Raw genomic sequence first — 15,983 nt, 5'->3', positions numbered from 1 at the left:
AACAGAATCTTCCATACCAAAAGGTTGGCGTTACGTGCCATCTGGCGGTAATTTGCACCAATCTACCATATAGCCTTACAAACGGCAGCCAAACAGCCTTGAAATTCATAATTTCATCACCATTGCTACCAGGACTCGACTCATGCAAAAACCAGAAAACTTGCCCGTGACATTCGCGAAAAACGATGTAGAAATTATTGCACGAGAAACGCTTTATAGCGGTTTTTTTTCAATGGAACTTTACCGTTTCAGGCATCGCCTGTTTAACGGCGAAATGAGCGGTGAAATCAGACGCGAAATTTTTGAGCGCGGGCATGCGGCAGTCTTGCTACCCTTTGACCCAGTGCGTGATGAAGTCGTGCTGGTGGAGCAGATCCGCATTGCCGCGTATGACGTCAGCGTCAGCCCCTGGCTGCTGGAGATGGTGGCCGGCATGATTGAAGAGGGCGAATCGGTCGAAGACGTTGCCCGCCGCGAGGCGCTGGAAGAGGCGGGGCTGGTGGTTGGCCGGACAAAACCGGTGCTGAGTTATCTGGCAAGCCCAGGCGGCACCAGCGAGCGCTTGTCCATTATGGTGGGCGAAGTGGACGCCACGACGGCGGAAGGGATCCACGGTCTGGCAGATGAAAACGAAGATATTCGGGTTCATGTGGTGAGTCGGGAGCAGGCTTATCAGTGGGTAGAAGAGGGGAAAATCGACAACGCAGCGTCTGTCATCGCTCTGCAATGGCTGCAACTGCATTATCTGACTTTACGAAACGAGTGGAAAAAATGAAGCGTTATACACCTGACTTCCCAGAAATGATGCGCCTGTGCGAAACCAATTTCGCACAATTGCGCCGCCTGCTGCCGAAAAACGACGCACCCGGCGAAACGGTGAGCTATCAGGTGAGCAACGCGCAGTATCGATTAACGATAACAGAATCAACGCGCTACACTACGCTTGTCGAAATTGAACAAACGGCGCCCAGCATTAGCTACTGGAGCCTGCCGTCGATGACGGTGCGCCTTTACCATGACGCGATGGTCGCTGAAGTGTGTTCAAGCCAGCAGATCTTTCGCTTCAAAGCGCGGTATGATTATCCGAATAAAAAGTTGCATCAACGCGACGAAAAGCATCAAATTAACCAGTTTTTAGCCGACTGGCTAAGATATTGTTTAGCACATGGAGCAATGGCGATTCCGGTTTGTTAGCGTCATAAACCTACCTAAGGACACCATTTGGAAAGCCTGTTGAACCTGACTGTTGCTGGTGGGGCACCAGTCAGGATATTACAAATCACCGATACCCACCTTTTTGCCGAAAAGCATGAAACTCTGCTTGGGGTGAATACCTGGGAGAGCTATCAGGCGGTACTTAGCGCCATTCACGCTGAAAATCGCCCATGCGATCTGATTGTCGCGACGGGCGATCTGGCGCAGGACCAATCCTCCGCGGCCTACCAGCATTTCGCTGAAGGCATCGCGAGTTTTAGCGTGCCTTGCGTCTGGCTACCGGGAAACCACGATTTCCAGCCTGCCATGTACAGCTCGCTGCAGGATGCGGGGATCTCTCCGGCAAAATGTGTTTTTGTGGGTGACCACTGGCAGATCCTGCTGCTGGACAGCCAGGTCTTTGGCGTCCCACACGGTGAGTTAAGCGACTTTCAACTCGACTGGCTTGAGACCAAACTGTCTGCCGAACCTGAACGTCATACGCTGCTGTTGCTGCATCATCATCCTTTGCCGGCAGGCTGTAGCTGGCTTGATCAACACAGCCTGCGCAACTCTGCCGCGCTGGACAGAGTGCTGGCGAAATTCCCGCGGGTGCAGAATCTCCTGTGCGGACATATTCATCAGGAACAGGATCTCGACTGGAATGGCCGCCGACTGCTGGCCACGCCCTCGACCTGCGTTCAGTTCAAGCCGCATTGCGCAAACTTTACCCTGGACACCATCGCACCGGGCTGGCGCTGGCTCGAACTGCATCCCGATGGCCTGCTCACCACGGAAGTCTGCCGTTTAACCGGCGCAAAATTCCGCCCGGACACCGCTTCAGAAGGCTATTGATGTCTACGCTCCTCTATCTGCACGGATTCAACAGTTCGCCGCGTTCCGCGAAAGCGACGCAGTTTCGCCAGTGGCTAAGCGAACATCACCCGCACGTTGAGATGATCGTCCCTCAACTGCCGCCTTACCCGGCGGAAGCCGCAGAAATGCTGGAATCGGTAGTGATGGAACACGGCGGCGAATCGTTCGGCGTGGTCGGTTCTTCGCTGGGCGGATATTACGCCACCTGGCTCTCGCAATGTTTTATGCTGCCTGCGGTGGTGGTTAACCCGGCGGTTCGGCCATTTGAGCTGCTGCGGGACTTTCTCGGGCAAAACGAGAACCCCTACACCGGCCAACAATATGTGCTAGAGTCACGCCATATTTACGATCTCAAAGTTATGCAGGTAGACCCGCTTGAAGCGCCCGATCTTATCTGGTTGCTGCAACAGACGGGTGATGAAGTGCTGGATTACCGCCAGGCAGTGGCGTATTACGCATCCTGCCGCCAGACTATAGAAGAAGGCGGAAACCATGCTTTCACGGGCTTTGAGAATCATTTCACCCAGATTGTCGATTTTCTTGGACTGCACAGCCACTGACAATCAATGCGAACTGCTAGTTTAAATCATGACGCAAACCTATAACGCTGATGCCATTGAGGTACTCACCGGGCTTGAGCCGGTTCGCCGCCGCCCTGGGATGTACACCGATACGACACGCCCAAACCATCTGGGCCAGGAAGTTATTGATAACAGTGTGGATGAAGCGCTGGCTGGCCATGCCAAACGCGTTGACGTCATCCTCCATGCCGATCAGTCGCTGGAAGTCATCGACGACGGACGCGGCATGCCGGTGGACATCCACCCGGAAGAGGGTGTGCCAGCCGTTGAGCTGATCCTCTGTCGTCTTCATGCGGGCGGTAAGTTCTCCAACAAAAACTACCAGTTCTCGGGTGGTTTGCACGGCGTGGGGATCTCCGTGGTTAACGCCCTGTCCAGACGCGTGGAAGTCAACGTCCGCCGCGACGGCCAGGTGTATAACATCGCCTTTGAAAACGGCGAGAAGGTGCAGGATCTGCAGGTCGTCGGCACGTGCGGCAAGCGCAATACCGGGACCAGCGTTCACTTCTGGCCTGACGAAAGCTTCTTCGACAGTCCTCGTTTCTCTGTTTCACGCCTGACGCACCTGCTGAAAGCCAAAGCGGTACTGTGCCCTGGCGTGGAAATTACCTTTAAAGATAACGTCAACAACACCGAACAGACCTGGCGCTATGAAGACGGTCTAAACGACTATCTGTGCGAAGCCGTTAACGGCCTGCCAACCCTGCCGGAAAAACCGTTTGTCGGTAATTTCACCGGTGATACGGAAGCGGTGGACTGGGCGCTGTTGTGGCTGCCAGAAGGCGGCGAGCTGCTGACCGAAAGCTACGTCAACCTGATCCCGACTATGCTTGGCGGTACGCACGTCAACGGTCTGCGTCAGGGGCTGCTGGATGCAATGCGCGAGTTCTGCGAATACCGCAACATTCTGCCCCGCGGCGTGAAGCTGTCGGCGGAAGATATCTGGGATCGCTGCGCCTACGTCCTGTCGGTGAAGATGCAGGATCCGCAGTTCGCCGGTCAGACCAAAGAACGTTTGTCCTCACGTCAGTGTGCGGCGTTCGTCTCCGGCGTGGTCAAAGATGCTTTCACCCTGTGGCTGAACCAGAACGTGCAGGCCGCCGAGATGCTGGCAGAAATGGCCATTTCCAGCGCCCAGCGACGCCTGCGTGCTGCCAAGAAGGTGGTACGTAAAAAACTGACCAGTGGCCCGGCGCTTCCGGGCAAGCTGGCGGACTGTACCGCGCAGGATCTGAACCGCACCGAGCTGTTCCTCGTGGAAGGGGACTCGGCAGGGGGCTCTGCCAAGCAGGCGCGCGATCGTGAATATCAGGCGATCATGCCGCTCAAGGGTAAGATCCTGAACACCTGGGAAGTGTCGTCGGATGAAGTGCTGGCCTCGCAGGAAGTGCATGATATCTCCGTTGCGATCGGCATCGATCCGGACAGCGACGATCTGAGCCAGCTGCGCTACGGTAAGATCTGTATCCTCGCGGATGCGGACTCCGATGGTCTGCACATCGCTACGCTTCTGTGCGCGCTGTTTGTGAAGCACTTCAGGACGCTGGTGAAAAACGGTCACGTCCACGTGGCGCTGCCGCCGCTCTACCGTATCGACCTCGGCAAAGAAGTTTACTACGCGCTGACGGAAGAGGAAAAAGCGGGCGTACTGGAACAGCTCAAGCGTAAGAAGGGCAAACCGAACGTGCAGCGCTTTAAAGGGCTGGGCGAGATGAACCCGATGCAGTTGCGCGAAACCACGCTGGATCCAAACACCCGCCGCCTGGTGCAATTGACCATCAGCGACGAAGACGAACAGCAAACCAACGCCATGATGGATATGCTGCTTGCCAAGAAGCGTTCGGAAGACCGACGCAACTGGCTGCAGGAAAAAGGCGATATGGCGGATATTGAGGCCTGATGCCCTCTCTTTACTCCTCTCCCGTTGGGAGAGGGGATGAAACGAAGGCCCGGTAGGCGCTAGCGCCACCGGGCTTTTTTACATCAAAATTCCATCTTCACCGTAAACTGCACTTCACGCGGATCGCCTGGCTGGTTGCCGAGGTTATTGGTCGCAATCGACGAGGTGTAGTAGGTCTTATCAAACAGGTTCTTCACGTTGACCTGCAGCGTCACCGGATACTGTAGCTTCATTTTATAGGCCGCAAAGGCATCAGCAACAACGTACCCTGGCAAATAATAATCCGCACCGTTGGTCGCGGAGCGACGGCTCACGCCGTGTCCACCGCCGCCGATTGTCAGGGTATTCCCGCCGATGACGTTGTGAATATCGTACGTCAGGAACAGCGAACCGGTATGGCGCGGCACGTTTGGCAGTGGTTTGCCGGCGTAATCCGGGTCTTCCAGCACTTTCGCATCGGTGTAGCCATAGCTGGCAATAATATTGGTGTTCTCGGTCAGAGAGCCAGCCAGATCCACTTCCACGCCCTGCGAGCGCACGCGGCCAGCGGTTTTAGCAATGTTTTCACCCGCCACGCTTTCGGTGTACAGCACGTTGCGCTTGTGGATATCAAACAACGCGATGTTGGCGGTAATGCCGTTGAACAGGTCAAATTTAGCGCCGACTTCGTAGGCATTGGACGTTTCTGGCGGCAGGTCGCCAATGTAGCTCGCGATGGACGATTGCGGCATAAACGTCTGGGCGTAGTTAGCAAACAGCGAGACGGATGGCGTGAGCTTGTAGACCAGCCCCAGCTTTGGCGTCCACTGCTCGTCGCGGCTGTCGGTATTGACGTTGAACGGCCGGCCCTTGCCCGCGTACTGGGTGTAATACTGATAACGCAGCCCCGCGACGGCAATCCATTTATCCGTCAGGTACAGGGCGTCCTGAGCATAAGCGGAGTAACTCTCCTGTTTGAGCGTCTGATCGCTGTCCGCGGCGGAAACGGTCGTACACTTGCTCAGATTGCCGTAAGACGGATGGTAAATATTGAAATCTTTTACATTCTTACAGCGAATCATATCCGTGCGCAGCAGGTCGTAATTCTCATACGACACGCCGGTCAGGATCTCATTGTAAAAGCCCGCGATATCCACGTTCCCCTGCAGGTCTGCACGGGTGGAATGCATGCGCTGCGTTGATCCTTGCGTCGCATCGACACGACGGGTCAGGTTGCCGGTTTTCGCGTCATAGGCCATCACCCGCGCCTGGTTATCGCTGTATTTATCCTGGCTGTAGCTGTAATCGAACTTCGCCGTCCACTGGCTGTTAAGGCGGTATTCCGCGTTGAGCTGCGCCAGATCGGACTGGCCATCGGTAATGTTGAACGGCTCGTCAAACCGGGTTTTACGGTCAACATTCACCGGCTGTTTGGTCGTGAGATCGAAGATCGTACCGCGATCGAACGGCGTCTTATAATCACGATGTGAATAGAGCACGGTCACGGTGGCGTCATCACCAAACCAGGTCAGCGAGGGCGCGATAAAGGTGCTGCGCGCCTTGCCGAAACTTCGCCAGTAATCTTCGTCCTGGTACTCGCCCGTCAGGCGGTAAGCCAGGCGCGTTCCTTCAATGGGACCCGTGACATCGAGCTGGCCGGTACCGCCGCCAAAACTTGAGGAGGTGCCCGAGATCGAACCGCCAAACTGTTTTTCCGGACGTCGGGTGACCACATTGATAAGCCCTCCCGGATCGAGGATGCCGTACAGCGTTGAGGCCGGTCCCTTGAGGACTTCCACACGCTCGGTGGCCGCGTTAAAGCTGCGCGGCAGAACGGTGCGCAGGCCGTTGGTCATGATTGAACCGTCGCGGTTCGCGCCAAATCCACGGCGTACAAACGCATCCTGCGTGCCGCCCAGCGTGTTGGTCTGCACCACGTTACTGACGTTATAGAGGGCTTCATCCAGCGTGGTAGCGTGCTGATCTTCCAGCACTTTATCGCTGACAGTATTTACCACCTGCGGGATATCCAGCATCGGCATATTGGTCAGCGTGGCGGTGGAGGTGTTCAGCGGCTGATAGCCGTTGGTGGCATCGGCCACGGCATTAGGATCGGCGGTGACGGTAAGCGTTTCGCCGTCCTGAGCCGCGGTGTTGTCTGCTGCCTGCACCAGCGGCGCCATAAACAGCAGTGAAAAGAGCGCGCGCCCTTTTACCCCAGAGAGTGAAGGAGTGAACGTAGCCATTACATCTGTTTTCCCGAAATATCCCGCGAATGAAGCTTCACGGAAGAATGTGTGAGTCATTGCCCTTTACGGTCTGCTCGTTAGCCATCGCTGGCATCGAACATGTAATTGAGAATCATTCAATCATGCGCTGATGTAGTAGTAAATGGAAAAAAGCAAAAATCGACTACAGCAGTACGCCCCCTCTGATACTTAGCGTGGTAAGCAATTAACTTGTTGAAAATAAATTAATTAATTCGTTTAGCGGTTTTCCCGTTCCTGCACGATAACCCTGGGGTTTTAAGGGTGTTTCTTCTCTTGACTACTACATGGCGCAGCGGCATTCTCTCAAAAGAGAATGAGTTTTATTTTTATTTGTTAGTTTTTTATTAAGTTGGCGTTCACGTGGCTCACAACACGAATAAGTCAGGGCTGGTTCTTGAGAACCTCTCTGCTGGCTATCAGAAAAAAATCATCGTCGATGAGATCTCGCTTGCGATCCCCCCACAGAAAATAACCGTTCTGGTGGGCGCGAAAGGCTGTGGAAAATCCACGCTACTGAGCACGATCGCACGTTTGCTGCAACCGCTCGGGGGAGCTGCGCTGCTGGATGGCAAAGCCATTCATCAACAGCCAACCAAAGCGGTCGCCCGTCAGCTGGGCATTCTGCCGCAGTCACCGCTGTTGCCGGAAGGGTTAACCGTGTTTGAGCTGGTTTCGCGCGGGCGTTTCCCCTGGCAAAATTTTATGCGCCAGTGGAGTGACGAAGACGAGCAGGCCGTGGAAGAGGCACTGCGCCTGACCGGTACGGCGGAGTTTGCCCATTTGCCGGTGGAAAGCCTTTCCGGCGGCCAGCGTCAGCGCTGCTGGATTGCGATGGCGCTGGCGCAGCAAACGCCCTATATCCTGCTCGACGAGCCGACAACGTTTCTTGACCTCCGCTATCAGGTGGAAATCCTTGAACTGCTGCATACGCTGACCCGCCAGCACGGGCGCACCGTCGTGGTGGTGCTGCACGATCTTAACTTCGCGGTGAACTACGGTGATTCCCTGGTCTTTTTACGCCAGGGGAAAGTAGAGGGTGTGCTTCACGAGGGCGATACCTGTACGCCGGAACTGATCAAAGCGGTGTTTGAGGTTGACGTACATATGTCAGTTAATCCGCTCACCGGCAAACCGTTCTTCATGCCGTTTCGCCAGGTCGCAGAAAAATCATGATACGAACGTCACTGGCTTTTCTGCTTTTTGCGCTGCTGCTGGTGATGGGCGCAATTGCACATCTGGGCACGGGCGCACGCGTTATTTCTCCCCTGACGGTCGTGCAGGCTTTTGTCGATTCCGACCCGCGCAATTTCGACCATAACATCATTATCAGGCTGCGCCTGTTACGCCTCCTTGCGGCCATGCTGACCGGCGCTGCACTTGGCGTGGCAGGCGTCTTGCTGCAGTCCGTTATCCGTAACCCGCTGGGTGAGCCACATATTCTGGGGCTGAATGCTGGCGCCGCGCTGGCCGTCGTGCTGACAAGTGCACTCGGGTTCACCCTGCCGTTTGGTCGCCCGTTGATTGCCGCCACCGGCGCCGCCGGGCTGTTTCTGCTGGTACTGATGCTCTCCTCTTCGGGACGCACCGGGTTGACGCCGATGAAAGTCACCTTGTGCGGGGTGGCGATGTCGGCGTTCGCCTCCTCGATTACCGCCACGGTCCTGATCCTCGATGAGCAGACGCTTCTCGCCTTACGCACCTGGCTGGCGGGGGATTTGGCCGGGATAACAGAAGGGACGCTTCGCAGCGCTTCGTGGGCCGCTGGCGCGGGTTTCGCCCTTGCGCTCTGGCTGTCGCCATCACTCAATATGCTGGCACTGGGAGACCGGATGGCCCAGGGGCTTGGCGTATCGCTTCTCAGGACGCGCCTGTTCGCGCTGCTGGCAATCGCGCTGCTGTGCGGCGCGGCAGTCTCCGTTGCCGGGCCGATTGGTTTTATTGGCCTCGTGGTGCCGCAGCTGATACGGCGTCTGGTGACGGTGGATCTGCGCGTGATGGTGCCGCTTTCAGCCCTGTGTGGAGGGTTGGTTTTGCTGCTGGCGGATCTCGCCGCCCGCACGCTGTTTACCCCTAATGAACTGGCGACCGGCATTATGACCGCGCTGGTCGGTGCTCCCGTCTTTATCTTTATGGCCTCGAGGGCGTTCAAATGAGCCGGGCCGGACTGCGCGCGTTGCGTATTGGCACCTTTTCAACGCTGGTACGCCCGAGGGCGCTGGCCTGCCTTGCGCTGATTTCACTCACGGCCTTTATCCTGCTCGGGTTTGGCCTGACGCACGGCTCGCTGCCGATCCCGACGTCGGCCATCGGACGGGCGCTGCTGTATCCGCAAAGTCTGGAGGCGGATACACGCTACATCGTGATGGATATCCGTCTGCCGCGTCTGCTGATGGCGGTGTTATGCGGTGCCATGCTCGGCATGGCGGGGGCAGCGATGCAGTCTGTCACCCGTAATGGCCTTGCCGACCCGGGGCTTATCGGCGTGAAAGAGGGATGTAGCGCGGCGGTGCTGGTGCTGATTTTTCAGTTCCCGGCGCTCAGCCTGGCCTGGCGACCGCTGGCGGGAATGGCGGGGGGCATACTCACCGCGCTGCTGGTGGTGGCGCTGGCGCGCGATATTTCGCGGCCGCGATTTATCCTGACGGGGATCGGTGTTTCCTGGGCGTTTGCCGCGGCAGTGGGGGTCTTTATGACCACCGCCGACGTGCGTGACGTGCAAACGGCGATGCTGTGGCTGGCGGGAAGCCTGCATGCCGCAAACTGGACGCTGGTGGGCATTGCGGCAGCCTGGACGCTGCCGGCATTTGCGCTATTGCTGTTGACCGCGCGCGCCGCAGACGTGGCCCTGATGGGCAACCCCACCGCAACGGGGCTTGGCGTACACACCTCACGGCTGGCGCTGCTGCGCGTGCTTGCCCCGGTGGTGCTGACCGCGGCCTGCGTCTCCTGCGTGGGCAGTATCGGTTTTGTGGGACTGATTGCGCCACATATGGCACGCCTGCTGCTGCGCGGCGGACAAACCGCGCTGCTGGCGGGAAGTGCCGTGCTGGGTGCGCTGCTGGTTCTGCTGGCAGATAACGTCGGACGTCTGGCTTTCCTGCCGCTGCAGCTGCCGGCAGGCGTAGTCATTTCATTGATTGGCGGACCGTTTTTCCTGCTGCTGCTCTGGCAGCGACGGGACAGATTTTAGGAGATGGTGATGCGTATACTTTTTTCGATGTTGTTGCTGGTGGGGTTTACCGTGAGTGCGTCGGAGCCGACGCAGACGTTTACCGACGATCTGAACCGCAAGGTGACTGTGCCCCTTCACCCAAAGCGGATTGTCTCGCTGCACGATCTGGATATCACCATTCCGCTGATTGAGCTCGGCGTGCCGCCAGTGGCAAGCCACGGGCGCACGCGGCCGGACGGTAGCCATTTTCTGCGCGCCAGCGGCATGCTGACGGGCGTTGATTTTGATAATGCCGACATCAAATTTATCGGCTCCGCGGATATCGACATCGAGGCCATCGCTGCTGCAAAGCCGGATTTAATCATCACCGAACCGACCCGTAACACGCCGGTTGAACAGCTGGAGAAAATTGCCCCGACGGTGAGTATCGATCATCTCGATGGCGGCGCGCCGGAGATCTACCGCAAGCTGGCACAGCTCACGGGCACCGAAGCCCGGCTGAAGATCCTTGAACGTCGCTATCAGGAGCAGATTAACGCCCTGAAAGCGACCATCGACACCCGCAACATCACCGTGTCGGTGATACAGGCCAACCAGGGCAAAATCAACGCCATGCACAGCTACCACTCGCTGGGGCGCGTGCTGCGCGACGCAGGATTCACATTCCCGCCGCTGATTGAGTCCATCCCTGACGGCGGTCGAATTGACGTCAGCGCCGAGCGTCTGCCCGAGCTGGATGCAGATTTTGTCTTTGCCACCTGGCGCGGGGATACCGGCGGCAAACCGCAGGATGAGCTGGCAGCGATGGATGCTGTGATGCCTGGCTGGTGTCAGTTCCTCAATGCCTGTCGCACCGGCCACTACATACTGATCTCCCGTGAAGAGGCCATCTCGAACTCCTTTGCCTCCTTAGGACTGATGGCCGCCCAGGTGCAGTCGCAGATTGTCGGTCGACCGCTGCCGGAGGCGTCACAGTGATCAGAAAAGACAAAGCCCGGGTTGATGTCTATGGCGACCGCTTTCGCTCGCGGGGGCACCAGCTCACGCCGCGCCTGCTGCAGGTTGCGCGTTACATCAATGAAAACCGCGAAGCGGTGATGGAGCAGACGGCGATGGAGATTGCCGCGTTGCTGAAAACCTCGGACGCTACGGTGGTACGCGCCATTCAGGCTCTTGGCTTTGCCGGGCTGCGTGACCTGAAGCAGACTCTGGAGCAGTGGTTTGGGCCGGTGGTCTCCTCCAGCGAAAAAATGTCCACCACGGTGAATACGCTCACCAGCGACGTGAACGCGAGCATCGATTTTGTGCTGGAAGGGCATCAGCATACCTGTGACGTACTATCCGAGCCGCACAACCGCTACGCAATGGCGCAGGCGGTATCGTTGCTGGCGCAGGCACGTCAGGTCGCGATCTTTGGGATTGGGGCTTCCGGCATTCTGGCCGAGTACACTTCCCGGCTGTTCAGCCGTATCGGCCTGCCCGCTATTGCGCTCAACCGCACCGGCATTGGCCTGGCAGAGCAACTGATAGCCTTACAGCGCGGCGACGTGCTGGTGATGATGGCGCAAAAATCGGCCCACCGGGAAGGACAAACCACGCTGCGTGAAGCGAAACGGCTGGGTATTCCCACGATATTGCTGACCAATGCTACGGACTCGCGCTTTAGCAAAGAGACCAGCGTGGTGATCCACGTTCCGCGCGGCGGTGAAAAGGGCAAAATTCCGCTCCACGGCACGGTGCTGCTGTGTCTGGAGATGATTATTTTATCTGTAGCGTCAACGGAGCCCCAGCGCACCATCAGGTCGATGAAGCGCATTAACGAATTTCACCGCGGGTTAAAACCGGGCAAGAAGAGCGGGTGAGGGGATCACGCCGCGCCATGATTTTTCCGGTACTGCAGCGGCGTCTCGCCAATCCCTTTTTTAAAGGCGCTGATAAACCACGTCACATCGGAAAATCCCACCCGTGCGGCAATCTCACGCACGCTGGCATCGCTGTGCAGTAAGTACTCGCAGGCTTTTCGCAGCCGTAGCGTATTCAGATAGTCGTGGATCTTCTCGCCTGTTTCCGCATGGAATTTTCGCGATACATAGCTGCGTGATTTCCCCAGCTCAGCCGCCAGCGCATCCAGGCGAAATTTCTCCCGATAGTGCTCATCCAGCCAGAACATCACCTGGCTTGCCACCCCTTGACTGCTCCCCGGGGCACCGTCGTTATCATCCGGCAGCATGGCAAACAGGCTAATCAACAGCCCGGCAATGTTTTCGCTGTTCAGCGGCGGCTGATAACAGCCAAGAAGATAATCGATATGCTTCTGGCAATGCGCCAGGTCAGCGACCCAGGCCTCGCCGCCACGACGAGACAGCTTCTGCAGACGCTGCTGAGCCTGCGGAAAATCACGCAGGGTTTTCAGTACGGCATGCTGGTCGAGATGAATAATGGTGCGCCTGTAAAGGGCTTCTGCCTTCTCGTCCACCATCACCTTATGCAGGGTAAACGGTGGGAAGAAAAACAGCCGCCCGGGGCGCATGGTGTAATGACGGTTATCGACAATCGCCACGCCAAAGCCTTCTTCCACATAGAGAATTTCCAGACACTGATGCCAGTGGTGATAGCGCACCGTATTGGCGAACAGGCGGCTAAACGACACCACGGTGTCATTTAAGGTAATCAGCTCCAGATGATCGGATGTTGGCGTGTCGCGCATAGTGCAATAAAACTCAACTTTTTCCCGTCAGAATCTCTTTATAAACCACCTTTTTAAATTTTCTTAACTGCGGGTTTATTCATCGCTCTTAGCTGTGACATGGCTAACATTTCTGCCCCGTGTGGATTCACTATGCTTTGCCGCAGTTGATTACGAGGGTGAGCGTATGTGGGCGGCAAATAAAGAAAAATCAAATCCGTTGTCTTCACGCCAGGATATCGTGGCGTCATTGAATACCCTGTTGAGTGCGCTGGATAAGGCGTTTGCGCCGGGCAGTTCACGATTTTCGCTGGGTGAAACCTGTGCGCATTACAGCACGGATATCGCGCAGATGGAGGGACTCTCACGTGCGTTATGGGGGCTGTTTCCGCTGCTGGCATCCGGCGATGCCAGCCCCTTTTGCGAAAAATACCTTACCGCGATCAAACTTGGCACCGATCCGCACAGTGACGGTTACTGGGGCGAAACCGGCCCCTACGATCAGCGTCTGGTCGAAATGGCGGCCTACGGTCTGGGGCTTGCCCTGCTGGGGGATAAACTCACCGCGCACTTTACCAGGCGCGAGGTCATGAACCTGCACGCATGGCTCAACCAGATCGCCCATGCGCAAATGCCGGACAGCAACTGGAACTACTTTGCCATTATGGTGCAGCTCGGTTTTAAGCGCGCCGGGCTGCCGTATGACCAGACGGCGATTGACCGACGGTTTGCGATGATGGAGGCCTATTATCTGGGCGATGGCTGGTATTCCGACGGGCCGGGGCGGCCGAAAGACTATTACATCTCGATGGCATTCCATTTCTACGGCCTGATTTACGCCACCCTGAGCGGTGACGAGGAGAGGGCGCAGGTGCTGCGAGCGCGTTCGCGTCTGTTCGCCGAAGACTTTATCTACTGGTCAGCCGCCGACGGTGCCTCGGTACCGTTTGGTCGCAGCCTGACCTATCGCTTTGCAATGGTCGCCTTCTGGAGTGCGGTCGCCTTTTCCGGTCTGGAGGTGTTCACGCCGGGGATTGTGAAGGGCATCGTGCTGCGCCATCTGCGCTGGTGGCAGCAACAGCCCATCACCGATCGGGACGGCATTCTGACCCTCGGTTTTGCTTATCCGAACCTGGCGATGTGTGAGGACTATAACGCCCCCGGCTCGCCATACTGGGCGCTGAAAACCTACCTGATTCTGGCGATGCCGGAGGACCATCCGTTCTGGCAGGCTGAAGAGCAGCCGCTGCCCGCGCTTGCGGAAAAACGCGTCATCCCGCATGCACAGCAGATCCTGATGCATGCCGGTCAGTCGCAGCACGTCACCCTGCTTACCGCCGGGCAGCTTGAGCTGAATAACTACGTGAATACGGAAGCCAAATACACCAAATTTGCCTACTCCAGCCGCTTTGGTTTCACGATTGAGCGCGGAAGGTTTGGCCTGAAACATGCCGCCTGCGACTCCATGCTGCTGCTGGCAGACGGGGATAACTATTTCCGCGGTCGCCGCGAATGTGAAGCGGTGCGGGTCACTGAAGATTATCTCTACTCACGCTGGTCTCCGTGGCATGACGTCCATATCGAGACCTGGCAAGTGCCGTTTGGTGAGTGGCACCTGCGACTGCACCGTATCAACAGCGCCCGTCGACTGAATACGGCGGAGGGCGGTTTTGCGGTGATGAACACCGAACCGCAGATCCGTGAGAACGGATGCTGGCTTGTCGCCGGTAACGGCACCAGCGTGCTGGTCGATCTCTCTCCGGTGGTTAACCGTGAACCGGACAGCATCGTCACACCGCCGAACAGCAGCATTATGTTCCCGGAATGCGCTGCCATTCCGCTGTTGAAAACCACGCTTGCGCAGGGGGAGAGCTGGCTCTGTTGTGCCGCCGTCGCCGGCGAAAGCCAGCCGGTTATGGCAGTCCCACAACTGAATATTAGCGAGAACCGGGTTGTTATCCGCGAGCCCGGCAGTGAGCGACAGCTGTCGTTCTCATTATAAAAACTCTGACCCTACACGTCGGCGAGGATGATATGAAAAAGACCGCTACAACAAACAGAACTGAATATTACAAAATCAGCAGTTTTATATTTCTCTATTTCTTTACCTGGTCTGCCAGTATTGGCCTGCTGGCTATCTGGTTAGGCCAGAAAGCGAACCTCAGTGGTTCGGTGATTGGTACCGTATTTGCGGTGAACGGTATTTTCTCCGTCATTCTGAAGCCCATTTATGGCTATATTCTCGATAAGATCGGCATGAGTAAATACCTGCTCTATTTTGTGGTGGCAATGTCTGCCCTGATGGCGCCGTTCTTTATTTATGTCTATCAGCCGCTGTTAATGTCCAACACGCTGCTGGGGATTATTATTGGCGCACTCTATTTAAGCTTTGCCTGGTATGCGGGCGTGGCGGCGTGCGAATCCTATTCTGACCGTTTTAGCCGTTTAAATGGCATGGAATTTGGCCAGATCCGGATGTGGGGCTCCCTTGGCTGGGCAGTGGCGTCCTCCTTCTCCGGCCTGCTGTTTAATCTCTCACCAGCGTATAACTTTATTATGGGCAGCGTGGCATCGGTGGTGATGCTGATTGTCCTGTTGAGCCTGAAAGTGAACACTAACTCCGCACATGCCGGCGAAGTGCTGACGAAAGAGAAAATTGCCCCGTCAGACGTTTACGCGCTGCTGCGTAACCGTAAATTCTGGGCCTTCTGTCTGTACGTGGCCGGTGTGGCGTGGATGATGTTTATCGCCGAGCAGCAGTTTTCGCGCTATTTCGTGACCTTCTTTGATGATATTCACCAGGGCAATGCGGTGTTTGGTTATCTGGGGACCGTGCAGTCGGGAATGGAGTTTGTCATGTATATGGTGATCCCGCTGCTGGTGAACGCTATTGGTGCCAAACGAGGGCTGTTAATTGTCGGGCTGGTGGTCGGTGCGCGTCTGATTATTTCTGGTCTGTGTGATTCACATCTGTTAATTTCCATTCTTAAGCCGCTGTACGGTCTGGAAATTTGTCTGCTGCTGGTCTCCGTCTTTAAATATATTGCCGAACATTTCGATAAGCGTGTTAACGCCACTATGTATTTGCTGGGATATCAGGCGATGCTGTACGTCGGCAATGTCGTGGTCTCATCGCCTGCTGGCTATATGTATGACCGCATCGGTTTCGAGAACACCTATATCATCATGGGCGCCACGGCGCTGATCTTCACGTTTATTTCTGCCTTTACGTTATCTGCCTGCCAGAGTAAATGGCGCGGCCCCCGCGCGCTGAACGTAGCAGAACCCTCATCACGATAATTAAGCCGTCAAAGAAGGAACCGAA

Annotated in this window: 14 protein-coding genes; 12 read left to right on the top strand and 2 right to left on the bottom strand. The window is 56.5% G+C overall.

What is annotated here, in order from left to right:
* Positions 1 to 142 precede the first annotated feature (142 nt).
* The 5 genes from nudF to parE are packed head-to-tail and all read left to right on the top strand — an operon-like array spanning position 143 to position 4,551.
* Positions 143 to 775, top strand: coding sequence for an ADP-ribose diphosphatase (gene nudF / locus QMG44_RS15995; protein WP_049023322.1), 633 nt, complete (start codon positions 143 to 145; stop codon positions 773 to 775).
* Positions 772 to 1,194, top strand: coding sequence for a DUF1249 family protein (locus tag QMG44_RS15990; protein WP_014833293.1), 423 nt, complete (start codon positions 772 to 774; stop codon positions 1,192 to 1,194). The genes nudF and QMG44_RS15990 overlap by 4 nt, the downstream gene beginning before the upstream one ends.
* 27 nt (positions 1,195 to 1,221) lie before the next feature.
* Complete coding sequence (cpdA, locus tag QMG44_RS15985) at positions 1,222 to 2,049, top strand: 3',5'-cyclic-AMP phosphodiesterase (RefSeq protein ID WP_014171641.1); 828 nt, start codon at positions 1,222 to 1,224, stop codon at positions 2,047 to 2,049.
* Positions 2,049 to 2,630, top strand: coding sequence for an esterase YqiA (gene yqiA, locus QMG44_RS15980; protein ID WP_032680279.1), 582 nt, complete (start codon positions 2,049 to 2,051; stop codon positions 2,628 to 2,630). The genes cpdA and yqiA overlap by 1 nt, the downstream gene beginning before the upstream one ends.
* Before the next feature lie 28 nt (positions 2,631 to 2,658).
* Complete coding sequence (gene parE / locus QMG44_RS15975) at positions 2,659 to 4,551, top strand: DNA topoisomerase IV subunit B (protein WP_020883640.1); 1,893 nt, start codon at positions 2,659 to 2,661, stop codon at positions 4,549 to 4,551.
* An 83-nt stretch (positions 4,552 to 4,634) separates the two neighbouring features.
* Here parE and QMG44_RS15970 read toward each other — a convergent pair whose 3' ends face one another.
* A complete protein-coding gene (locus QMG44_RS15970; protein WP_047355865.1) occupies positions 4,635 to 6,776 on the bottom strand; it encodes a TonB-dependent siderophore receptor in 2,142 nt (713 codons plus the stop codon).
* A gap of 384 nt (positions 6,777 to 7,160) precedes the next feature.
* Here QMG44_RS15970 and QMG44_RS15965 point away from each other — a divergent pair, with 384 nt between their 5' ends.
* Genes QMG44_RS15965 through QMG44_RS15945 form a run of 5 tightly spaced genes read left to right on the top strand, consistent with a single transcriptional unit; the run spans position 7,161 to position 11,834 of the window.
* Positions 7,161 to 7,973, top strand: a complete 813-nt coding sequence (locus tag QMG44_RS15965; RefSeq protein WP_281853200.1) for an ABC transporter ATP-binding protein — start codon at positions 7,161 to 7,163, stop codon at positions 7,971 to 7,973.
* The gene (locus QMG44_RS15960) at positions 7,970 to 8,953 is read left to right on the top strand and encodes an iron ABC transporter permease (protein WP_086532107.1); all 984 of its coding nucleotides are present in this window, start codon (positions 7,970 to 7,972) and stop codon (positions 8,951 to 8,953) included. Before QMG44_RS15965 ends, QMG44_RS15960 begins: the two co-directional genes overlap by 4 nt.
* Positions 8,950 to 9,990 carry an iron ABC transporter permease gene (locus QMG44_RS15955; protein WP_086532108.1) on the top strand — a complete coding sequence of 347 codons (1,041 nt, stop codon included), beginning with the start codon at positions 8,950 to 8,952 and terminating at the stop codon, positions 9,988 to 9,990. The genes QMG44_RS15960 and QMG44_RS15955 overlap by 4 nt, the downstream gene beginning before the upstream one ends.
* A 9-nt stretch (positions 9,991 to 9,999) precedes the next feature.
* Positions 10,000 to 10,950 (top strand): iron-siderophore ABC transporter substrate-binding protein, encoded by a 951-nt coding sequence (locus QMG44_RS15950; RefSeq protein ID WP_086532909.1) that lies wholly within the window; start codon positions 10,000 to 10,002, stop codon positions 10,948 to 10,950.
* Positions 10,947 to 11,834 carry a MurR/RpiR family transcriptional regulator gene (locus QMG44_RS15945; RefSeq protein WP_086532109.1) on the top strand — a complete coding sequence of 296 codons (888 nt, stop codon included), beginning with the start codon at positions 10,947 to 10,949 and terminating at the stop codon, positions 11,832 to 11,834. The genes QMG44_RS15950 and QMG44_RS15945 overlap by 4 nt, the downstream gene beginning before the upstream one ends.
* A 5-nt stretch (positions 11,835 to 11,839) precedes the next feature.
* Here the strand turns inward: QMG44_RS15945 and QMG44_RS15940 are convergent, their stop codons facing one another.
* Positions 11,840 to 12,679 (bottom strand): AraC family transcriptional regulator, encoded by an 840-nt coding sequence (locus QMG44_RS15940; protein ID WP_020883647.1) that lies wholly within the window; start codon positions 12,677 to 12,679, stop codon positions 11,840 to 11,842.
* Positions 12,680 to 12,845: 166 nt separating this feature from the next.
* On the opposite strand from QMG44_RS15940, the gene QMG44_RS15935 reads away from it, so the two are divergent.
* On the top strand, positions 12,846 to 14,660 hold the full coding sequence (locus QMG44_RS15935) for a DUF2264 domain-containing protein (RefSeq protein WP_086532110.1): 1,815 nt from the start codon (positions 12,846 to 12,848) through the stop codon (positions 14,658 to 14,660).
* Between the two features lie 32 nt (positions 14,661 to 14,692).
* Positions 14,693 to 15,958 carry an oligosaccharide MFS transporter gene (locus QMG44_RS15930; RefSeq protein ID WP_025203155.1) on the top strand — a complete coding sequence of 422 codons (1,266 nt, stop codon included), beginning with the start codon at positions 14,693 to 14,695 and terminating at the stop codon, positions 15,956 to 15,958.
* Positions 15,959 to 15,983 lie beyond the last annotated feature (25 nt).

The sequence above is a fragment of the Enterobacter sp. 200527-13 genome, assembly GCF_027924865.1.
GTDB lineage: Bacteria > Pseudomonadota > Gammaproteobacteria > Enterobacterales > Enterobacteriaceae > Enterobacter > Enterobacter ludwigii.
Note: the sequence above shows the minus strand (reverse complement) of the source record. Positions and strands in the feature narration are given on the sequence as shown.